This is a genomic window from Pseudomonas sp. (assembly GCF_017744435.1).
GTDB lineage: Bacteria > Pseudomonadota > Gammaproteobacteria > Pseudomonadales > Pseudomonadaceae > Aquipseudomonas.
In genome coordinates, this window is the sequence record NZ_JAGIBG010000017.1 from 99353 (window position 1) to 118135 (window position 18783).

The following is an 18783-nucleotide window of genomic DNA, read 5'->3' on the forward strand; positions in this document are numbered from 1 at the left end:
CTTAAACGGCAGCCCGACGCTTCTCAGCCAGGCGACTACGCCCATACAACACCAGAATCGCCAGCAACGCCACCGCCTGCGCACTCAGCGAGTACACATCGGGGTGAATCCCCAGCCAGTCGAACTCGAAGAACGCCACCGGCCGCGTGCCCAGCACGCCCGCCTCCTGCAGCGCCTTCACGCCATGCCCGGCGAACACCACCGACAAGGCGCACAGCAGCCCGGCGTTGATGCTGAAGAACAGCGACAGCGGCAGCTTCGCCGAACCGCGCAGGATCACCCACGCCAGGCCCACCAGCAGCACCAGCGCCGTGGCGCCGCCGGCCAGCACCGCCTGGTGGCCAGCTGGGCCAGCCTGCAGCCACAGGGTTTCGTAGAACAGGATCACTTCGAACAGCTCGCGGTACACCGAGAAGAACGCCAGCACGGCAAAGCCGAAACGCCCGCCGCCACTGACCAGGCTGCTCTTGATGTAGTCCTGCCAGGCGGCAGCATGGCGGCGGTCGTGCATCCACACGCCCAGCCACAGCACCATGACGCTGGCGAACAAGGCCGTACTACCTTCCAGCAGCTCACGCTGGGCACCGCCGACGTCGATCACATAGGCCGCCACGGCCCAGGTGGCAAAGCCTGCAACCAGCGCCAGGCCCCAGCCGATGTTGACGCTGCGGATGGCCGACTGCTGGCCGGTGTTGCGCAGGAAGGCCAGTACAGCGGCCAGTACCAGGATCGCTTCCAGGCCTTCGCGCAGCAAAATCAGCAGGCCGGAAATGAAGCTCAGCGACCAGCTCAGGCCATCGCTGCCCAACAGCTTGGCGGCCTGGCCGAGCTTGGTTTTTGCTTCGTCCAGACGTTGTTCAGCCTGGGCAACCGGCAGGCCGTCCTGCAGCGACTGACGGTAGGCCATCAGGGCCTTTTCGGTGCTCTTGCGCACTTCGGTGTCGATGTTGTCCAGCGAGCTTTCGACCAGTTCGAAGCCTTCCAGATAAGCCGCCACCGACAGGTCATAGGCCTGGTCGTGGTCGCCTGCACGGTAGGCCGCCAGGCTCTTGTCCAGGGTGCTGGCGGTGTAGTCGAGCAACTGCGACGGGCCGCGCTTGACCTGCGGTGGCTGGGCGCGCTGGGCGCGGAACGCCTCGACCACAGCAGCGCCTTCGTTGGCGGCGACTTCGGCCGGGGTCTGGCGGGCCAGGTCGGCAATGTTCCAGGTCTTGTCGCCCTTGGCCGCTTCAGGCTTGGCGGTGAAGCTGGCGATGTACGCGGCCACGTCCCAGCGCTGGCGCTCGTCGAGCTGGTCGGCGAAGGACGGCATTTCGGTGCCGTCGATGCCCAGGGCCAGGGTGTTGTAGAGGTCGAACAGGCTCAGTTGATCGAGACGTGCGGTGTCGCGCAGGTTGGCCGGTGCTGGCTCCAGGCCCACACCTGCCGGGCCATCACCCGCGCCGGTATCACCGTGGCAGATCGAGCAGTTCTGCGCATACAGCGAGGCGCCTCGGGCCGGGTCCGGGGTAATGACCGGGGCCTGGCTGACCTCGTAGGCCACCGCCAGGCGGGCACCCAGTTGACGCGCCTGCTTGGCCACCACGGCACCGTCCTGGCGCTGGTCGATGGCTTGTCGCAACGTCTGTACCCCCTGCGCCAGGCCAGCTTGCTCGGCATTCGCCGGCAGGCCTTTGACCAGGTCAGCCAGCACTGCCCCGAACTCCTGCTGCTCGCGGTACTCGCCGTCTTCGATGACCTTGCCGTCCTGCACGGTCGGTGGGTAATCGGCGCCGATGTAGTCAAGCAGGTGCAAGGCCTTGGCGGCCTCAGCAGGCGCTTCGGCCTGCGCCAGGGTGCTGCACAGCGCCAGCATCGGGCCGAGCAGTACAGCCGGCAACCAGGCGAGCAGACGGGAACGGGTTTTCATGGCCAGTCTCGGAGGGAATGCGAAAGAGAACATTGTTCACTTCCACTCCCGCTTGCTCAAGGTTTGCCGACGGATTTCATGAAAAATTCGGCAACAAATTGGCTGCTCAGACTGTGAATCACATCCCTTCCGAGAAATAAGGGCACTTTGCCACCGGTTGTCGGGCACTTTGAATATAATCCGCGGTCAGAATGATGGCCAAACGCAATCAATGGCCAGGTGCCTGTATCCGCTCAGGGAATGACGCTCAACGATGGGATCCCGTGTCCTCCTCTTCGCCCTGCTGGTCGCCATCCTGCAAGTGACTGGCTGCGCCATGCTCCGCGACTATGACAGTGAGTTGCAGCAGACCCGTGATCAATGGGTGACTGGCAACGTCGATGCGGCCCTCGCGCTGCTCGAAAGCCATAACCAGGACGAGAAAAAGGACTTGCTCTACTACTTCGAAAAGGGCGAGTTGCTGCGTTCCAAGGGCGACCTCAAAGGCAGCCAGGAAGCCTGGCGCGTCGCCGACAGCGTGGTGTTGCAGTGGGAGGAGGCGGTCAAGCTAGACACCGACAAGTACCTGAGCCAGTTCGGCACCCTCCTGATTAACGACAAGCTGCGTCGGTACGAGGGTTACGACTACGAAAAGGTCATGCTGACCACGCAGATGGCCCTCAACCTGCTGGCCGAGAATGATTTCGCCGGCGCCCGCACCGAGATCAGGAAGACCCACGAACGCGAAGCAGTGATCGCCGAAGTGCGAGACAAGGAATACCTCAAGTATGAGGAACAGGCCGAGCAGGAAGGGCTCAAGACCGAGTACAAGGACCTGCAGGGCTATCCCGTCGCCAGCCTCGACGACCCGGAAGTGGTCAAGCTGAAAAACAGCTACCAGAGCGCCTTCAGCCATTACCTGGCAGGCTTCGTCTACGAAGCGCTCGGGGAGAAGGGCCTGGCCGCCCCCGGCTACCGCAAGGCCGCCGAGCTGCGCCCGAACACGCCGCTGCTCGAGCAGGCCCTGCTGAAACTGGACAAGCGCAGCGTCAAGGCCGGCCAGAGCGAGGTGCTGATCGTGGTGCAAAGCGGCCTGGCGCCGGCCCGTGCGTCGATGAACATCCCCCTGCCACTGACCATCGACGGCAACCTGGTGCTCACGCCGTTGTCGTTCCCGGTCATCCGCGAAGACACGTCTACCACCGGCATCAGCAAGCTGTGGCTGGATGACAAGCCGCTGGACCTGACGGCGCTCAACAGTACCAGCGCCATGTCGCGCCGCGCACTGCGTGACGAAATGCCGGGCATCATCCTGCGCACCAGCGTACGTGCCATCCTCCGCAGCGCGGGGCAGAAGAAACTGAACGAAAAAAACCCGTCGGCTGCCCTGGCTCTAGGCATCGCTTCGCTGGTAGCCGAGGATGCCGACACCCGTACCTGGCGCACCCTGCCCAACGACACGCTGGTGGCCCGCGTGCGCCTGGCCCAGGGCAAGCACCAGCTGACCCTGCCGTCGGGCCAGGGCGGCGGCCACGTCAAGGTCACCATCGACCGACCGTACCAAGTAGTCAGCCTGCGGGTGATCGGCAACCAGGTATTTGCCAGCGGTGCCGCCGTCGAAGTGGCACCACACGCCCCGGCCATCGTCAGCCTCAAGTGACCTCAAGGATCGAACATGCGCAGAACCTGCCTCGCCCTCATCGCCGCTGCCTTGCTGGCCGGTTGCACTTCTCAGCCTGAGCCGGGCAGCGCCGCCAGCAAGGTCGTGACCATGGGCCAACTGGATGACATCGACGTCGGCCCCATGCGCGTCGCCCGGGAAAACGGTTTTCTGACCGTCAAAGTGGCGCTGAACAACACCAGCGGCAGCAACCAGACCCTGTTCTACCGCTTCGCCTGGCTCGACAACGACGGATTCCCGGTGGCCGATGAAGAGGGCTGGAAGGCCCTGCCACTGTACGGCGGACAAGCCAGCTTCCTGCCCGCCATCGCACCCACCCCCAAGGCGACCGACTTCCGTCTCGAAGTCCACACCCGGTAACCCTTTCCAGGAGCAGCCCCATGCTTGTACGCCTTTCCCTCACCGCCCTCGCCATCGCCCTGGTCAGCGGCTGCAGCACCCCGTCACCCGTGTTGGGCAGCGGCAACATCAGCTATGGCGACGCCAGGGCAGTGGAGCTTGTGACCAACGAATTCGGCTCCACCGACCTGCAGATGATTGCCGAGAGCATGACCCGTTCGCTGGCCCAGTCCGGCGTGCTGCATGGCCGCCCGGTGGTGCAGGTGTACGACGTGAAGAACAAGACCAGCGAGTACATCGATACCCGCGAGATCACCACTTCGATCAAGACCCAGCTGATGAAGTCGGGCACGGCCCGGTTCGCCAGCGACAACACCGACATGCAGAGCCAGGTCGACCAGCTGCAACTGCAGAACCAGAGCGGCCTGTACAAGAAGAGCACCGTTGCCAGAACCGGCAACATGATCGCCGCACGCTACCGCCTGGAGGGTTCGATCAGCTCCATCGTCAAGCGCAGCAGCGATTACAAGGACGTGTTCTACAAGTTCAGCCTGCAGCTGGTCGACGTTGAAAGCGGCCTGGCCGAATGGATGGACGAAAAAGAAATCCGCAAGACCACGGAGCGCTGAGCGATGAAGGCATGGATGGCAGTGATCGGCCTGGCCTGGGCCTTCTCGGCACAGGCGGCGCCCATGCTCGCGGTCACCGACCTGGCCTACGAAGCGCGCGTGGAAGAATACATCCACACCGTCAACGCCCAGAGCGATGGCCAGTCGAGCCCGTACAACAGCAGCCACTCGTCGAGCTACAGCGAGTACGAAAGCAGCAAGGGGTACATCGAGCAGACCGAGCTGCGCAACTTCGGTGGCGACATCAAGGGCGAGATCCTCAAGACCGGGCTGTTCCAGCTGGTGCAGGGCAAACCGTACACCGCCTCGTCCGGCGACGACGTGCATGACGTGATCGCGCGGATCAAGGCCGGCGCCTTCCCCGGCGCCGACTACGTACTGTTCGGCACCCTCTCGGACATCGACTTCCAGCGCGACGTTGGCGCGCTGGCCAATACCGACAGTTACTCGTCGGTGCTGGCCCTGAGCGTGGTGGCCGACTTCAGCCTGATCGACACCCGCACCTTCGAGATCACCTCGGCGTTCACGGCCATGGGTGAGGGGCAGGACACCAAGCTGGTCAGCAGCCGTGACCGCCAGGTGACGCCGAACCGCCCGCGGGTGGTGCGTGAGGTGTCCAAGGAGCTGGGCATGGACGTGGCGCGGCAGATGGTGGAACAGTTGCGTGGGACGCCGAATGACCGGGAGGCGCGCACGAGCGGGCAGAATGATCTGCCACCGGATGAGCCGGCGCAGATTTTGCGCTGAGGCTGAGCCCTGGCGAGGGCGTCGCCCTCGACCACCGGCAAACCAAAGCCCACAGGTATTGCTCAAGGCTTGAGGTCTATACGGTCGGTGTGGGAGCTGGCTTGCCTGCGATGGGCCGCAAAGCGGCCCCGGCTATCTATGCAACAACCTTGAAATCGTGGGGCTGCTTCGCGGTCCATCGCCGGCAGGCGCGGCTCCCACAAAGGATCGCGCCTGCATTAAGAAATGGAGCAAGACAGATGCTCCTACAACGACCGCAATCTCAGTGCTTGGCAGTGTCCTTCCACCCGCCACCCAACGCCAGGAACACGCCAATCTGCCCCAACGCCACCTGGCTATTGGCCGCCGCCAGCTGCGAGCGCATGTCGGTATAGGTCCGCGTCGCCTGCAAATCCGCGAGGAACGACTCACGCCCTGCCTGGTAATACCGATGCGTCTGGTCCGCCGCTTCCTTCGCCGACTTCTCTGCTTCGGCCAGCGCATCACGCCGATCCAGCAGCGCGCTGTACTGGGCCAGACGGGTCTGGGTCTCGCGGATGGCGTTCAGCACCACGCCGTCGAAATGCGCCAGGGCAGCCTGGGTCGAGGCTTCGGCCATGCGAATGCGGGCGCGGGTGCCGTTGGTCGGGATGCTCCAGCTGATCTGCGGACCAAAGCCCCAGCGGTTGGTGGACGGGTCGCCAAGGTCTTCGAGGATACCGATGGTGCCGACCTGGGCACCGATGCTGATGTCCGGGTACAGCGCACCTGTAGCCACGCCGATTTCGGCGGTGGCCGCCGCCAGCTGGCGTTCGGCCTGGCGCACGTCTGGGCGGCGCTTGAGCAGGGCCGCGCCGTCACCCACCGGCACCAACTGGTTGAGGTGCGGCAGCTCGGCGCAATCGGCGGTACCGGCGGGCAACTTATCCACAGGCACGGCCAGCAGCGCCGCCAGGGTGTACATGCCCGTTTCGCGCTCGGCCTTGAAGCGCGGCAGTTCGGCGCGCAACGACTTGAACTGGGTCTGCGAGCGGGTGACCTGGGTTTCGTCGCCACGGCCGGCGTCGCGCAGGCGCTGGTTGAGCTTCACGCTCTGTTCCTGCAGGTCGAGCGACTCGCGGGCGATGTGGAATTCTTCGTTGGCCGAGCACACCTGGGTGTAGGCCTTGACCACATCGGCCACCAGGGTGATTCGGGCAGTGTCGGCAGCAGCCTGCACCGCGTCCGCATTAGCCTTCGCGGCCTCGGTGCCGCGCTTGAAGGTGCCCCACAGGTCGAACTGGTACGAGGCACTGATGATCGCCTCGCCGATGTTGGCCACCGGCACCTTCTCCGGCAGCAGGAAGGCCTGGCCAGACTCCTGCAGGCGTTGGGCGCCGGCCTTGATGCCGCCATTGAAGCCACCCTGGGACTCGGCCACTTCGACCTGGGCACGGGCCTTGGCGATGTTCGCCGCCGCCACGCGCAGTTCGGTATTGGCGCTCAGCGCCTGGCGCACCAGTTCGTTGAGGCGTTGATCCTGATACAGCTGCCACCAGTCCTCGGGCACCGGCGCCGACACCACGCTGTCGGCATCCTGGCGCAGCGGGCCGTTGAGGTCGCTGCGTTGCACCGCCGCGTCCTTCGGCACTTGGTAATCGGGGCCGACCATCATGCAGGCCCCCAGGGACAGGCAGAACCCCGCCAGGATCAGCTGTTTCATGGGCGCTGGCCCTCGAGGATCGACACAGTGGCCGTACGCCCGGCGATCATGCGGAAGTCTTCCGGCACTTCGTCGAAGGCGATACGCACCGGAATGCGCTGGGCCAGGCGCACCCAGCTGAACGCCGGGTTGACGTTGGGCAGCAGGTTGGCGCCGCTGACGCGGTCACGGTCTTCGATGCCGGCGGCGAAGCTCTGCACGTGGCCGCGCAGGCGGGTGTTGTCGCCCATCACGCGGATGTCCACGGCGTCGCCGATGTGGATGCCGCCGAGCTTGGTCTCCTCGAAGTAGCCATCGACGTGGTACGAGGCGCTGTCGACCACCGACAGCACCGGGCGCCCAGCGCTGACGAATTCGTGGTCGCGCGGGGCGCGGTCGTTGAGGTAGCCATCGACCGGGCTGCGTACCACCGAGCGGTCGAGGTTGAGCTGGGCGGTGTCGACCGCCACCTGGGCCTCGCTGACCGCCGAACGGGCGCGGGCCTCGCGGGACTGGCTCTCTTCCAGCTGCTCGGCCGCCACCAGGTTGCCGAGCTTGCGGTTGCGCTGCGCTTCGCGGGACGCCTGGGCCAGGGTTTCCTGGCGCTCGCCGAGGGTCGCCTTGGCCTGGCGCAAGGCCAGGGTGAAGCGGTCCTGGTCGATGGTGAACAACACATCGCCGCGTTTGACGGTCTGGTTGTCGCGCACCTCGACCTTCTGGATCAGGCCGGACACGTCCGGGGCAATCTGGATCACGTCGGCACGGATGTGCCCGTCGCGGGTCCAGGGGGCGAACATGTAGTACACCACCATCTGCCACACGAGCACGGCGGCGAAGGTCACTACCAGCAAGGTCAGGACCACACGGCCCAGGGTCAGCAAAGGTTTTTTCATGGCAGCATCAGGCTTCGGCAAAAGTGGTCGACCGCACCCAGCAGCACGGCATACAGGGCAACGTTGAACAGCGCCCGGTGCCAGACCAGGCGGTAGAAATGCAGGCGCACCAGCACCGCGTGCACCCCCAGGAACAGCAGGTAGGTGCCAAACATCATCACCAGCAGCGTGGGCAGGAACACCCCGCTGATATCCAGTTCACCGATCACAGGGGCGCTCCATCGAGGCCGGGGGGCAGTTGCGGTTGTTCGGCAGGCTCGAGCATCACCTCGACACCCGGCAGCAAGGCCAGGCGCAGGCCCGCCAGGGCATGCAGCAGATGAGTGCGGGCATCGCCGCGTTCGTACAGTTCATCGAGGTTCAGCGCCAGGCGCGCACGCTCCATGTTGCGCAGCAGCGCGGCCGGGGCATGCAGGCGCTCGCCAGCACGCAGGCAGGCGGCGTAATGCGCGCCGACTTCCTCGATCACCGTGCCCAGGCGTTCGCGAGCTTGCTGGCCGGCACGCGGCATATAGGCCAGCAGGTCGAGCAGGTTCAAGCCCACGCGCAGGTCGCGCAGCGCCACGCCACTGTCCTGGCCTGTCTGCGACAGGCGCGGCAGGTGCTGCATGAGGCGGTCGAGCATCTGTACACCGACCTGGCGGTGCTCGGCCAGGGTCGCCGGCTCGGTCATTTCGACGATGTCGCGCCAGACGAAGCGGGTCATGCGCTTGGCCGCCAGTTCCACGCCGAACGGGCGCATCACCAAGGTCCAGATGAAGGCGAACAGCAGGCCCACGGGGCCGGCCAGGTTGGAGTTGAGGAAGGTGAAGAAGTCAGCGTCGTAGGCGCCCTGGATGCTGATGAACGTCGAGGTGTTGACGATGGTCAGCAAGGTGCCGAGGTAGAAGCGCGGCTGCACGGTCAGGGTGCCGACACAGATGAACGGGATCGCGAAGGCCAGCACCAGCATCGGGAAGTCGTGCAGGTTGGGCAGCACCAGGAACAGGTACAGGCTGGAGAAGATCACCGACATCAGGGTCCAGAAGAAGAACCGGTAGATCTGCGGCGCCGGGTCGTCCATGGCGGCAAAGAAGCTGCACGACACGGCGGCGAGGATCACCGCACTGGCGCCGTCATTCCAGCCCAGGCCGATCCACAGGCCGCAGGCGACGACGATTGCCAGCACCGTTGAGACCACCGAGTAGAGCATCAGGCCGCGGTCGAAGAACGCCGTCAGCCGGCCCAGGCGCCAGTGGCGGTAGACCGCGCGCCAGGGCTTGGGGTCGTCGGTGCGCAGGGCGTGCTGCAAGGAGCAGCAGTCCTGCCACAGGTCGGCCCATTCGGTCAGGCGGTAAAGGGCGTTGGACAGCAGCAGCTCGGCGCGCTGGTCGAGGGCAGCGGCGCCGGGCTGCAGGCGGTCGATCTGCTCGTGCAGGGCGGTCCAGCGAGCTATGGAGGCGCTGTCGGCGGTGCCTTTGAGCCATTCGCGGGCGGCATCCAGCACCGGCTGGATCTGCGCGTAATGGGCCGGGGCACGGCCTTCGAGGGCGACCAGGGCGTCGTCGAGGGCATCGATCACCGGTAGCAGGTGAATCATCCGCCCGCGCAGCTCGCGGGCGTTCTTCAAGGTATGCGGGCCGGCACCTTCGTGGCCGAGCTGGCCGATCATCAGCTCCAGCGAGTTGAAGGTGGTGACCATTGCGCCGCGCATGCCACCGACCTTGTCGGCGCTGGCTTCACGGGCGAGGTAGGTGTCGCTGTAGCGGATCGCCTCGGTGAACCAGCTGCCGGTGGCACCCACTACCACCGGTGCCAGCCGGCGCGGCCAGAAGATCGCACCGACCACTGCCGCGCAGACGATCCCCAGGCAGATTTCCTGGGCCCGGGAGGACGCCACGTCGAACACCGCCAGCGGGTTGTCGACCACCGCCAGGGCAATCATCGGCAAGGTGTAGCCCGCCAGCATCAGCACATAGTTGTTGGCCGTGCGCAGGTTCAGCGAGAGGAACAGCAAGGTGCCGGTCCACAGGGCGATGGCGATGCTCAGCAGCAATGGTGACTGCACCAGCGGCGGCACGAAGAAGATCGCCCCGGCAGCACCGAGCAGCGTACCCACGGCGCGATACACCGCCTTGGAGCTGGTCGGGCCGACGAACGGGCTGGAGACGATGTAAACCGTGGCCATCGCCCAATACGGTCGCGGCAACTGCAGCAGCAGGGCGATGTACAGGGCAATCATCGACGCGGCGAAGGTGCGCACGCCGTAGAACCAGTCGCGGGCCGGCGGCACCGAGCTGAAGAAACCGTTCATGCCACCCCGCCTGCAGTACCCAGGCCAGCAGCTTCGAAGGCACGCAACACGCGCAGTGCGGCCTGCAGGTCGGCCTCGTCGATGCCTTGCAGTACGTCATGGCGTACGCGCACCAGCTCGGCTTCGATGGCTTCGGCCAGGCGACGGCCTTCGGCGGTCAGGCTCAGGGCCTTGGCACGGCGGTCCAGTGGGTCCTCGCTGCGGCAGACCAGGCCAGCCTTGCACAGCTGGTCGAGCAGGCGCACCAGCGACGGGCTTTCCAGGCCGGCAGCCTGGGCCACGGCCACCTGGTGCACGCCATCGCCCAGGCGCACGATCATCAGCAACGGTGCGGCGCAGGCCTCGGAGATACCGTAGCCGATCAGGGCGTTGTGGCAGATGCGCCGCCAGTGGCGAGCGGCAACCACCATGCCGCTGCTGACTTGCAGGCGCAGGGAGTCAATGGACATGTGGGGAACCAAGGATATTCATAGTTTGCTAACTATCAATATTACGCCTGTGCCTCCCCCTGTCGTCAACCGTGGGCGACGGGGGGCCTTGATGAATTCTTGTTCATTCAGGGCTGAACCTGGTCTTCCAGTTTCATGGTCAGGGCCAAGGTGCTGCCCATCTGCACCGCCCGGTCACGCCAGTCCTGGTAACGTGCGTCATCCCGGCTGCTGAAATGCACCGCCAACTCCTCGGCCGCCTGCATCACCCCGGTTGCCGCCGCCAGCTCCAGCCAGTACAGCGCGGCCTTGATGTCCGCGTCCACGTACAGGCCATGCAACAGACGGTAGCCCACTTCGAACCGGCAACGCGCTTCGCCCCGCTCGGCCCCGCGCAAGAACCACTGGTAGGCCTGGCCCGGATCCACCTGCCAGCCCAGCGTGGCATCGCAGACTTCTTCTTCGTACAGGTCACCCAGCGCGGCAGCAGCATGCAGCATGCCCCGCTCGAAGGCCTGGCGATAACATTCCTCGGCCTGGGCATAGGAAGTTTCGACACCCTTGCCGAAGTAGTGCTGCTGCCCCAGGTTGAACCACGCCGCCGCATTGCCTTGCAGCGCCGCCATGCGCAGCAGGTGCCCAGCCAGGGCGGTGTCGGCGCGCCAGTACTTGCCATTGAGCCAGATCCAGCCGAGGTCGTTGAGTACCGCCACGTTGCCGGCCAGTGCCTGCTGGCGCAGGTCGGTGTACACCGCCTGCAAGTCGTGGGCCTCGTCCAGCCGGTTGACCAGCAGTGCGCGCTGGCTGGGCTGCCCTACCCCGGCAAACAGCCGCTGTCGCCTGCCGGCGTGTGTCGGTGGGCAAATGACCTGCTCAGGCAGAAGACGGGCGAGCAGCGAATGGATATTGCTGACAGCAGACATGTTCATCCTCATTGAACGACCCACAGGCCCGACCGCGGCTGTGATGAGGCGTGATTCTGCGCGACGTCACGTCAAAACCTGTCGCGAACGATTCGGGGCAAGGCAACCAATTGCGCATTCCTGGATCTGAGCGAGTTATGGCTAATTGCCATGACCCGCTCGAGCCGCCATCCTGTTGCGGCAAGCCTAGACAAGGACGTTACCTTTTGCCGTTCGCCACCACCCGCGCCACCCTCAGCCGTCAATGGGCGCTGCTGCGCCAGCTACCCAGCCGTTCCCCGGGCATTACCAGTGCCGAACTGGTGTGGCGATTGCGCGATGTGGGCTTCAACGTCAGCAAACGCACGGTGGAGCGGGACCTCAATGAGTTGTCGCTGATTTTTCCGCTGGATCGTAATGACAAGAGCATTCCGTTTGGCTGGCATTGGTCGGCGAACGTTGCTGGCGAGTTGCGGGGGAATTTCGACCTGCAGGGCTATTTGCGCGGTGATTTGCTTCAGCCGGTTCAGGGTGAAGGGATCGAGATGCAGGCGTGGGTCAGCGATCCACTGGCCAGGCAGTTGCGTGAAGCGCCGTTGAGCGTGGACATGCAGTTGACGGCTTTGGATCAGGGGCATCGGCTGCGGGCCACGGTGGAAGATGGCGGGCCATTGCGCTGGTGGGTGCTGAGCCAGGGGGAAGGCTTGGTGGTCGAAGAGCCGCAGGCACTGCGCGAAGAGATCGCCAGGACCTTGAGCAATGCGGCAGCACAGTACATGAATTAGTCGCTTGTGCCGGCCTCTTCGCGGGTGAACCCGCTCCCACAGAGATCCCGCAGGCCCTGAATGCTGCGCAGTACCTGTGGGAGCGGGTTTACCGAGGCGTCGAACCGCCGCGAAGAGGCCGGCTCAGGTGTATTACCTCTGCATCCCTCACCGCCGAACGGTCAACCGCTCCAGGGTATTGAACACCAACCCCTCGACGAGCAGACCGATCAGGATCACCACCACTCTAAAAAGATCCGAGCATCAGGAAGATCATTGAAGAAATACACATCGTGCACCAAGCTCCGACCAAAATCCGTTTCATCGAATTTGGAAAATCTCGCAGTTGAGTCACATCAACCAATCCTCTGCGTGCAAATAAGCTCGGCATAGTCAACAGTGCTGACATTGTACAGATACGCATAATTTTACCGAGAAGGCCTGCGTGCAAATAAAGCTTCCTATTCCCCAATACAAAATTGCTTTTCGACAGCAGCTCTTCAATCTCATCAAGATGTCTTATGGCGACATACATCTGCACTAAAAATGCGACCGTCGCCACGAAGAAGAAACAAATCGCAACCAAATCAATCTCGAATTTACTCACTGTCTACCATTCACGTAAATGCTCACAAATCGCCGCTGCAGTACTTACTTAGCAATCAACCTCGCAAAATACCTACCCATATGCAAAAGGATGCCAACGATGTAAATAAAAACAAGTGCACGAGCCACAACATAACCAGCAGCCTCTTGATGCGATCAGGTACTGCTTGTAGATCTCCAGCGTCAGCCAAACCCTTTCGAACGCAAAACTGGCTCACGGATAGCATCGCGGAAATCCCCCCCACACGCAAAACCTTCCCCAATAGCCCGGCACCGGAAAAATTATCCCTATTACCGACAACAATCTTGCTATTCTTTAATAAAGATTCAACATGCTCAAGATAACGACAAGCGACAAAAACCCATGCCGCAAACATCAGCACAGGCGAAGCAAACAAAAGAACACCGAGCACGGCTATCTGCATATTTGTCATTTTGCGGCCTCATACAAAATCTCACCCAATCCCTCTCCACCCATAGATCCTAACTTTCCACCTGCCATGCCACCAAGGCTCCCCAAGATCACAACGCAAGCAAGCGCTCCCGTTCCCACCGTGGGAACTCCAATGGCACCGCAAATAGTGGGCGCTGCGAACCCTGCAACTGCTCCTCCGAAAGTACCTAGACTCACATTACCTATCAAGCCACCCCCGTCTACATATTTAGCTTTTTCACATGCTTCCTCGCGACCTAGAGTACAAGCCCTGTGAATTGATAAACCCGTTGCCGCCACATTCAATGCAACTCCGATATAAGTTCCTTTCTTGATCAGACTCGCAGCCCTCGCCACTCCCGTTACCTTCTCGGCATACCCGGTAATTTCCCCGGTACTCAAGTAGCGCTTAGTGGAAAGCTGCAGCATCCGCTTGATCGATCCCTGATTTCGTAGACCAGAGCCGTAAGCGGCAGTCTTCCCCAGCTGCTCATCCAGCACCCTGAACAGCGCCGCACGCTTGGCATAAAACTCCTCCCGCGCCCTGAACGTACCGCCACTCATATGCTCGCGGTGCAATTGCTCAATCTGTTCCAGCGTCTTCTTGATGGCGCCCAAATGCCTGGCCCAGCCATCGCTTGCGGCCCCTGCCCCCGTTGCAGCATGTGCCAGCAGACTCTGCAGCATTTCGAAGTTATCCAGCATGAACCCATCAACACCGCCACCGTTGAAGACGATATCGCGGTGAATACCTGCCGCCTTGCCCATGAGAAAGGCTTCATGGCTGGTACAGGAGGGCGTGCTGGGATCACCGACGATCACCAGTTCGCCAGCAAAGACGACCGTGTTGACGATATGCGCATTGAGCACATCGAACTTGGCCTGCTGGTTGGCGTTCATCGGCGTGCCGTTCTTCAGGGTCGCGTAGTTCTGTGCCTTGGGATTTATAAAGCTGCGTGCCTCGGACATGGTCGTTCCTCACGCAAATTTCTTGTTGGCGATACGGTCCCAGCCACCGGTGACACTGCCGCCAGCACCGCCATCGGCGCGCTGCTGCCGGGTGTAGGTGGTCTTGATACGGCCGTAGTTGAGTTGGACGATTTCAGTCGGCACGCCGGCGTGCACGCCTTGTATAAAATCGGCAACGATCACTTCCTCGAGCACCACTTCGTAATACTTGAGCTTGTCGCCACCGGCGCGGCAGACGACCAGCCTGACTTCTTTCAGGTGCTGCCCGGCGCAACTGGCTTCGAGCAGTTTGCAGCTGGCATGGTCCAGGTACTTGGTGAAGGTCAGGTTGCTCAGGGTGGTGCGCCCGGAGGTGGCGCCCCCTGCGGAACTCGCGGTAGCAGAGGTGCTTTGGCTGGTGCCGAACGTGTAGCCGAGGATCTCGATCCAGTGCTTGTATTGCTCGTCTTGTGATTCGCCAGCGATTTCCGCGATTTGAATGAATGCGTCGAAAGCCATGATTACTGTTCCTTGTAAACGAATGAGCGGAACAGGCTAGGCGCGAGGAAAGTTAACCGCAACGGTTCCCAGGAGATCGAGACTAAATTCAGAATTTTCCTACAAATTCTCCGAAAAATTAGCTAGCAAATGTATGAAATTTTTTAAGGGCAAAGGCCGCGGCCCACAGCTCATGAATTGGTCGCCTGTGCCGGCCTCTTCGCGGGCAAGCCCGCTCCCACAGGGATCGCGCAGATCCCGGACACTGCGCAGTACCTGTGGGAGCGGGCGTGCCCGCGAAGAGGCCGGCACAGGTGTATTACCGCTGCATGCCCCACCGCCGAACGGTCAACCGCTCCAGGGTATTGAACACCAGCCCCTCGACCAGCAAGCCAATCAGGATCACCACCGCCAACCCGGCAAACACCTTGTCGGTATACAGCTCGTTGCGGTTCTGGAAGATGTACCAGCCCAGCCCGCCCTTGCCGCTGCTGGCGCCGAACACCAGTTCGGCAGCGATCAACGTGCGCCAGGCGAACGCCCAGCCGATCTTCAGCCCCGAGAGGATCGACGGCAACGCCGCCGGCACCAGGATGTGCAGGACCAGGCGCAGCCCTTTCAGGCCGTAATTGCGCCCGGCCATGCGCAGGGTTTCCGACACCCCGAGAAAGCCCGCATAGGTATTCAGCGCCAGCGCCCACAGCACCGAATGCACCAGCACGAAGATCAGGCTGTTGTCACCCAGCCCGAACCACAACAACGCCAGCGGCAGCAGGGCAATCGCCGGCAACGGGTTGAACATCGAAGTCAGGGTACCCAGCAGATCACGCCCGAGCTGGGTCGACACCGCCAGGCTGGTCAGGCCGAAGGCCAGCACGATGCCCAGCAGGTAACCCTTGAGCAGAATCACCAGCGACACGCCGACCTTGGCCGGCAGTTCACCACTGAGCAGGCCGTCCCAGAGCGCGGCGGCGGTCTGCAGAAAGGTTGGCAGCAGCAGGTCGTTGCCCTGGTAGCGGGCGATCGCTTCCCACAAGGCGGCGACTACCACCAGGATCACGGCCTTGCGCAGCCAGCCGTGCTGCCACAGGCGCTGGGCCAACGGTAGATTGCGTTCCACAGGCACACTGAGCAAAGGCTCCAGCTGCACCTCGTATTCCTGGCGCACAGGTGTAGGGGTCATGGCTGAAGCTCCTGTCAGTAGGCGATGCGAATGTCGTTGAAGCCCAGGTCATCGGCCGGCTCGGGGGCTTCGGCCTGTTCGAACAGCAAGCGATGGATACGCCGCGCACTGGCCTGGAAGTCTGCAGCGCCGAGGCTGCCGAGGTCGTACTGGTGGCTGTGCACCTCGGCCCGGACCCGGCCCGGATGGGGCGACAACAGCAGGATGCGGTTGCCGACCACCAGCGCCTCCTCGATGGAGTGGGTGACGAACAACAAGGTGAAGCGCACTTCCTCCCACAGCAGCAGCAGTTCTTCCTGCATCTTGCGCCGGGTCAGCGCATCGAGCGCGGCGAACGGCTCGTCCATCAGCAAGATCTTCGGCTGAGTCGCCAGCGCCCGGGCGATTGCCACGCGGGCCTTCATCCCACCCGACAACATGTGCGGATAGACATCGGCAAAGGCGGCCAGGCCGACCTTGTCCAGGTAATGCAGGGCTCGTTCCTCGGCCTCGGCGCGCTTGAGCTGGCCAGACACCAGCAGCGGGAACATGACGTTCTCTTTCACCGTTTTCCACGGCGGCAGCTGGTCGAATTCCTGGAACACCACGATGCGGTCAGGGCCAGGGCCATTGACCGGCTGGCCCTGCAACAGGATCTGCCCTTCCCGGGGGGCGATGAAACCGGCCACGGCCTTGAGCAAGGTGGACTTGCCGCAACCCGAGGGACCAAGCAAAACGAAACGGTCGGCACGGTCGACTTCGAAGCTGACCTGGTGAGTGGCCCGCACCACGCGCTGCGCGGTGCGGTATTCGAGGCTCAGGTTGTCCACCTGGAGCAGCGGCGGTGTAGCGACACGGCTCAGGTTGCTGGCCGTGTGGCCTGGCAAAGGGGCGGTCATGGTCGGTCAGCTCCCCTGCAGCGGGCGTTCATCCTGGAAGAAGTAGTCCTTCCACGATTCCGGCTTGTGCTTGATGGCGCCTACCCGATACAGGAACTCGGCCAGCTTGTAGGTGTTCTTCGGCGTGACGGTGAACTCGTACTCCGGGTTGTCGATCAGCTTGATCAGCGTGTCGCGGTCGATCTTGGCCTTGGTCACGCGGATGTAGGTATCTGCTGCAGCGGCCTTGTCCTTCTGGGCAAAGTCCGCCGCCTCGGCCAGGGCGTCGACGAAGGCCTTGTAGGTCTTGGGGTTGTCGTTGCGGAATTTCTCGGTGGCGAACAACAGGGTCGGCGAGTTGGGGCCGAGCAGGTCATAGCTGTCGAGCACCACGTGCACGTCCTTGTTGGCCAGCACCTGGTCCTGGAACGGTGGGTTGGAGAAGTGCCCGTTCAGCTCGGTGCCGCCGGCCAGCAGCGCGGCGGTGGCATCCGGGTGCGGCACGGCCAGGGTGTACTTGTCGAGGCGGTTGTACTCCTTGTCGCCCCACTGCTGGGCGGCGGCGTACTGCAGGAAGCGCGACTGCACCGACACACCCACCGCAGGTACGGCGATGCGGTCCTTGTCGGAAATGTCGGCGATGGTCTTCACGTTCGGGTTGCTGCTGACCAGGTAGTACGGGAAGTTGCCCAGTGAAGCCACGGCCTTGACGTTCTGCCGGTCCTTGGTGCGGTCCCACACGGTCAGCAGCGGGCCGACCCCGGCACCGGCGATGTCCACCGAACCGGACAGCAGCGCGTCGTTGATCGCCGAGCCGCCGGACAGCTGGGCCCAGTCAACCTCGATGTCGATGCCCTGCTGCTTGCCATGCTTCTCGATCAGGTGCTGGTCACGCACCACGTTGAGCAGCAGGTAGACGATACCGAACTGCTCGGCGATGCGGATCTTGCCTTCGGCGTGCGCCACGGCGGGGGCCGCCAGGCTGCCGACAACCAGGCTGGCGCCCAGGCCGATGCTTGCCGCCAGGCGGCTGATGGATTTGCGCATGATGAATTCCTCAGTCGTCAGAACGGGGCATCGCCCTGGATGGTGGTGCGGAACAGCTTGCGGCGCAGGTGCGCGGGGCAACCAGTGGCCAGGTGGATCAGCGAACGGTTGTCCCAGAACACCAGGTCGTGGGGCTGCCACTGGTGGCGATAGATGTTCTGCTCGAGCACGCTCAGCGCATACAACTGCTGCAGCACGTCGCGGCTTTCATCAGTCGGCAGGCCGACGATGCGGGTGGTGAAGCCTTCGCTGACGAACAGCGCCTTGCGGCCGTTTTCCGGGTGGGTACGCACCACCGGGTGGATGACTTCCTTGACCTGCGCCAGCTGCTCGGCGGTGAGGGTCGGGCGCCAGTTGCCCTCGAACTTGGTTTCAGCGTAACGGGCGGTGTAGGAGTGCGCGGCACTGCGGCCCTCGACCAGCTTGCGCAGGGCCTCGGGCACGGCGTCCCAGGCTTTGTGCATGTCGGCGAACAGGGTGTCGCCACCTTCGCTGGGCAGCTCCTGGGCGTGCAACATGGAGCCGAGGCTTGGCAGCTCCTTGTACGACAGGTCCGAGTGCCAGAACTTGCCGGCATCGCCCAGGCCGATGTTCTGCCCGTGTTCGACGATGTTGGAAACGATCAGGATTTCCGGGTGGCCGGTGAGCAGGAATTGCTTGAGCACATGGATCTGCAGCTCGCCGAAGCTGCGGCTGAAGGCGATCTGTTGTTCCGGGCTGATGCGCTGGTCGCGGAACACCAATACATGGTGGTCGAGGTGGGCGCGATGAATTCGGGTGTAATCCTCGGCGGTGACCGGCTTGGCCAGGTCCAGGCCAATGATCTCGGCGCCGACGGCACCGGAGAACGGGCGGATTTCGAAGGTTTGCGGCTGGGCGCTGTCGTTGGACGACAAGGCGTTCGAGGCGGCTGGCATGTTTCACTCCCACGCAGTGCGCGACGTCAATGCCGCGCAACGATCAGAAACGCACGGGGATTACCCGTGT

20 protein-coding genes are annotated in these 18783 nt (G+C 63.2%); 5 read left to right on the plus strand and 15 right to left on the minus strand.

Going from position 1 to position 18783, the window contains the following annotated elements:
- Nucleotide 1: 1 nt before the first annotated feature.
- Nucleotides 2–1942, minus strand: coding sequence for an FTR1 family protein (locus J7573_RS14060; protein ID WP_294335688.1), 1941 nt, complete (start codon nucleotides 1940–1942; stop codon nucleotides 2–4).
- Between the two features lie 220 nt (nucleotides 1943–2162).
- On the opposite strand from J7573_RS14060, the gene J7573_RS14065 reads away from it, so the two are divergent.
- Genes J7573_RS14065 through J7573_RS14080 form a run of 4 tightly spaced genes read left to right on the plus strand, consistent with a single transcriptional unit; the run spans nucleotide 2163 to nucleotide 5284 of the window.
- On the plus strand, nucleotides 2163–3548 hold the full coding sequence (locus J7573_RS14065) for a hypothetical protein (protein ID WP_294335689.1): 1386 nt from the start codon (nucleotides 2163–2165) through the stop codon (nucleotides 3546–3548).
- A 15-nt stretch (nucleotides 3549–3563) separates the two neighbouring features.
- The gene (locus tag J7573_RS14070) at nucleotides 3564–3929 is read left to right on the plus strand and encodes a YcfL family protein (RefSeq protein WP_294335690.1); all 366 of its coding nucleotides are present in this window, start codon (nucleotides 3564–3566) and stop codon (nucleotides 3927–3929) included.
- 20 nt (nucleotides 3930–3949) lie between these two features.
- Nucleotides 3950–4537 carry a penicillin-binding protein activator LpoB gene (gene lpoB / locus J7573_RS14075; protein WP_294335691.1) on the plus strand — a complete coding sequence of 196 codons (588 nt, stop codon included), beginning with the start codon at nucleotides 3950–3952 and terminating at the stop codon, nucleotides 4535–4537.
- 3 nt (nucleotides 4538–4540) lie between these two features.
- On the plus strand, nucleotides 4541–5284 hold the full coding sequence (locus tag J7573_RS14080) for a penicillin-binding protein activator LpoB (RefSeq protein WP_294335693.1): 744 nt from the start codon (nucleotides 4541–4543) through the stop codon (nucleotides 5282–5284).
- Between the two features lie 262 nt (nucleotides 5285–5546).
- Here the strand turns inward: J7573_RS14080 and J7573_RS14085 are convergent, their stop codons facing one another.
- The 6 genes from J7573_RS14085 to J7573_RS14110 form a co-directional block, all read right to left on the minus strand.
- Nucleotides 5547–6965 (minus strand): TolC family protein, encoded by a 1419-nt coding sequence (locus J7573_RS14085; RefSeq protein ID WP_294335695.1) that lies wholly within the window; start codon nucleotides 6963–6965, stop codon nucleotides 5547–5549.
- On the minus strand, nucleotides 6962–7837 hold the full coding sequence (locus tag J7573_RS14090; RefSeq protein WP_159412583.1) for an HlyD family secretion protein: 876 nt from the start codon (nucleotides 7835–7837) through the stop codon (nucleotides 6962–6964). The genes J7573_RS14085 and J7573_RS14090 overlap by 4 nt, the downstream gene beginning before the upstream one ends.
- Nucleotides 7834–8046, minus strand: coding sequence for a DUF1656 domain-containing protein (locus tag J7573_RS14095; protein ID WP_016392395.1), 213 nt, complete (start codon nucleotides 8044–8046; stop codon nucleotides 7834–7836). Before J7573_RS14095 ends, J7573_RS14090 begins: the two co-directional genes overlap by 4 nt.
- Nucleotides 8043–10130 carry an FUSC family protein gene (locus J7573_RS14100; protein WP_294335706.1) on the minus strand — a complete coding sequence of 696 codons (2088 nt, stop codon included), beginning with the start codon at nucleotides 10128–10130 and terminating at the stop codon, nucleotides 8043–8045. Before J7573_RS14100 ends, J7573_RS14095 begins: the two co-directional genes overlap by 4 nt.
- Nucleotides 10127–10579, minus strand: coding sequence for a MarR family transcriptional regulator (locus tag J7573_RS14105; RefSeq protein WP_060486199.1), 453 nt, complete (start codon nucleotides 10577–10579; stop codon nucleotides 10127–10129). Before J7573_RS14105 ends, J7573_RS14100 begins: the two co-directional genes overlap by 4 nt.
- 107 nt (nucleotides 10580–10686) lie before the next feature.
- A complete protein-coding gene (locus J7573_RS14110) occupies nucleotides 10687–11481 on the minus strand; it encodes a tetratricopeptide repeat protein (protein ID WP_294335709.1) in 795 nt (264 codons plus the stop codon).
- 206 nt (nucleotides 11482–11687) lie between these two features.
- On the opposite strand from J7573_RS14110, the gene J7573_RS14115 reads away from it, so the two are divergent.
- Nucleotides 11688–12245 (plus strand): WYL domain-containing protein, encoded by a 558-nt coding sequence (locus tag J7573_RS14115; protein WP_294335750.1) that lies wholly within the window; start codon nucleotides 11688–11690, stop codon nucleotides 12243–12245.
- Nucleotides 12246–12471: 226 nt separating this feature from the next.
- Here J7573_RS14115 and J7573_RS14120 read toward each other — a convergent pair whose 3' ends face one another.
- From J7573_RS14120 to J7573_RS14155, 8 genes are all read right to left on the minus strand, one after another.
- Nucleotides 12472–12831 (minus strand): hypothetical protein, encoded by a 360-nt coding sequence (locus J7573_RS14120; RefSeq protein WP_294335711.1) that lies wholly within the window; start codon nucleotides 12829–12831, stop codon nucleotides 12472–12474.
- A 55-nt stretch (nucleotides 12832–12886) separates the two neighbouring features.
- A complete protein-coding gene (locus J7573_RS14125) occupies nucleotides 12887–13264 on the minus strand; it encodes a hypothetical protein (RefSeq protein WP_294335712.1) in 378 nt (125 codons plus the stop codon).
- Nucleotides 13261–14232: a hypothetical protein gene (locus J7573_RS14130; RefSeq protein WP_294335713.1), complete on the minus strand. Its 972-nt coding sequence runs from the start codon at nucleotides 14230–14232 to the stop codon at nucleotides 13261–13263. Before J7573_RS14130 ends, J7573_RS14125 begins: the two co-directional genes overlap by 4 nt.
- Before the next feature lie 9 nt (nucleotides 14233–14241).
- Nucleotides 14242–14730: a type VI secretion system tube protein Hcp gene (locus J7573_RS14135; protein ID WP_294335715.1), complete on the minus strand. Its 489-nt coding sequence runs from the start codon at nucleotides 14728–14730 to the stop codon at nucleotides 14242–14244.
- 298 nt (nucleotides 14731–15028) lie between these two features.
- Nucleotides 15029–15892, minus strand: a complete 864-nt coding sequence (locus tag J7573_RS14140) for an ABC transporter permease (RefSeq protein ID WP_294335717.1) — start codon at nucleotides 15890–15892, stop codon at nucleotides 15029–15031.
- Nucleotides 15893–15906: 14 nt separating this feature from the next.
- Nucleotides 15907–16770, minus strand: a complete 864-nt coding sequence (locus J7573_RS14145; protein ID WP_294335718.1) for an ABC transporter ATP-binding protein — start codon at nucleotides 16768–16770, stop codon at nucleotides 15907–15909.
- Nucleotides 16771–16776: 6 nt separating this feature from the next.
- The gene (locus J7573_RS14150; protein WP_294335719.1) at nucleotides 16777–17796 is read right to left on the minus strand and encodes an ABC transporter substrate-binding protein; all 1020 of its coding nucleotides are present in this window, start codon (nucleotides 17794–17796) and stop codon (nucleotides 16777–16779) included.
- Between the two features lie 17 nt (nucleotides 17797–17813).
- Entirely contained in the window at nucleotides 17814–18713 is a 900-nt protein-coding gene (locus J7573_RS14155) for a TauD/TfdA family dioxygenase (RefSeq protein WP_294335720.1), read from the minus strand.
- Nucleotides 18714–18783: the final 70 nt, after the last annotated feature.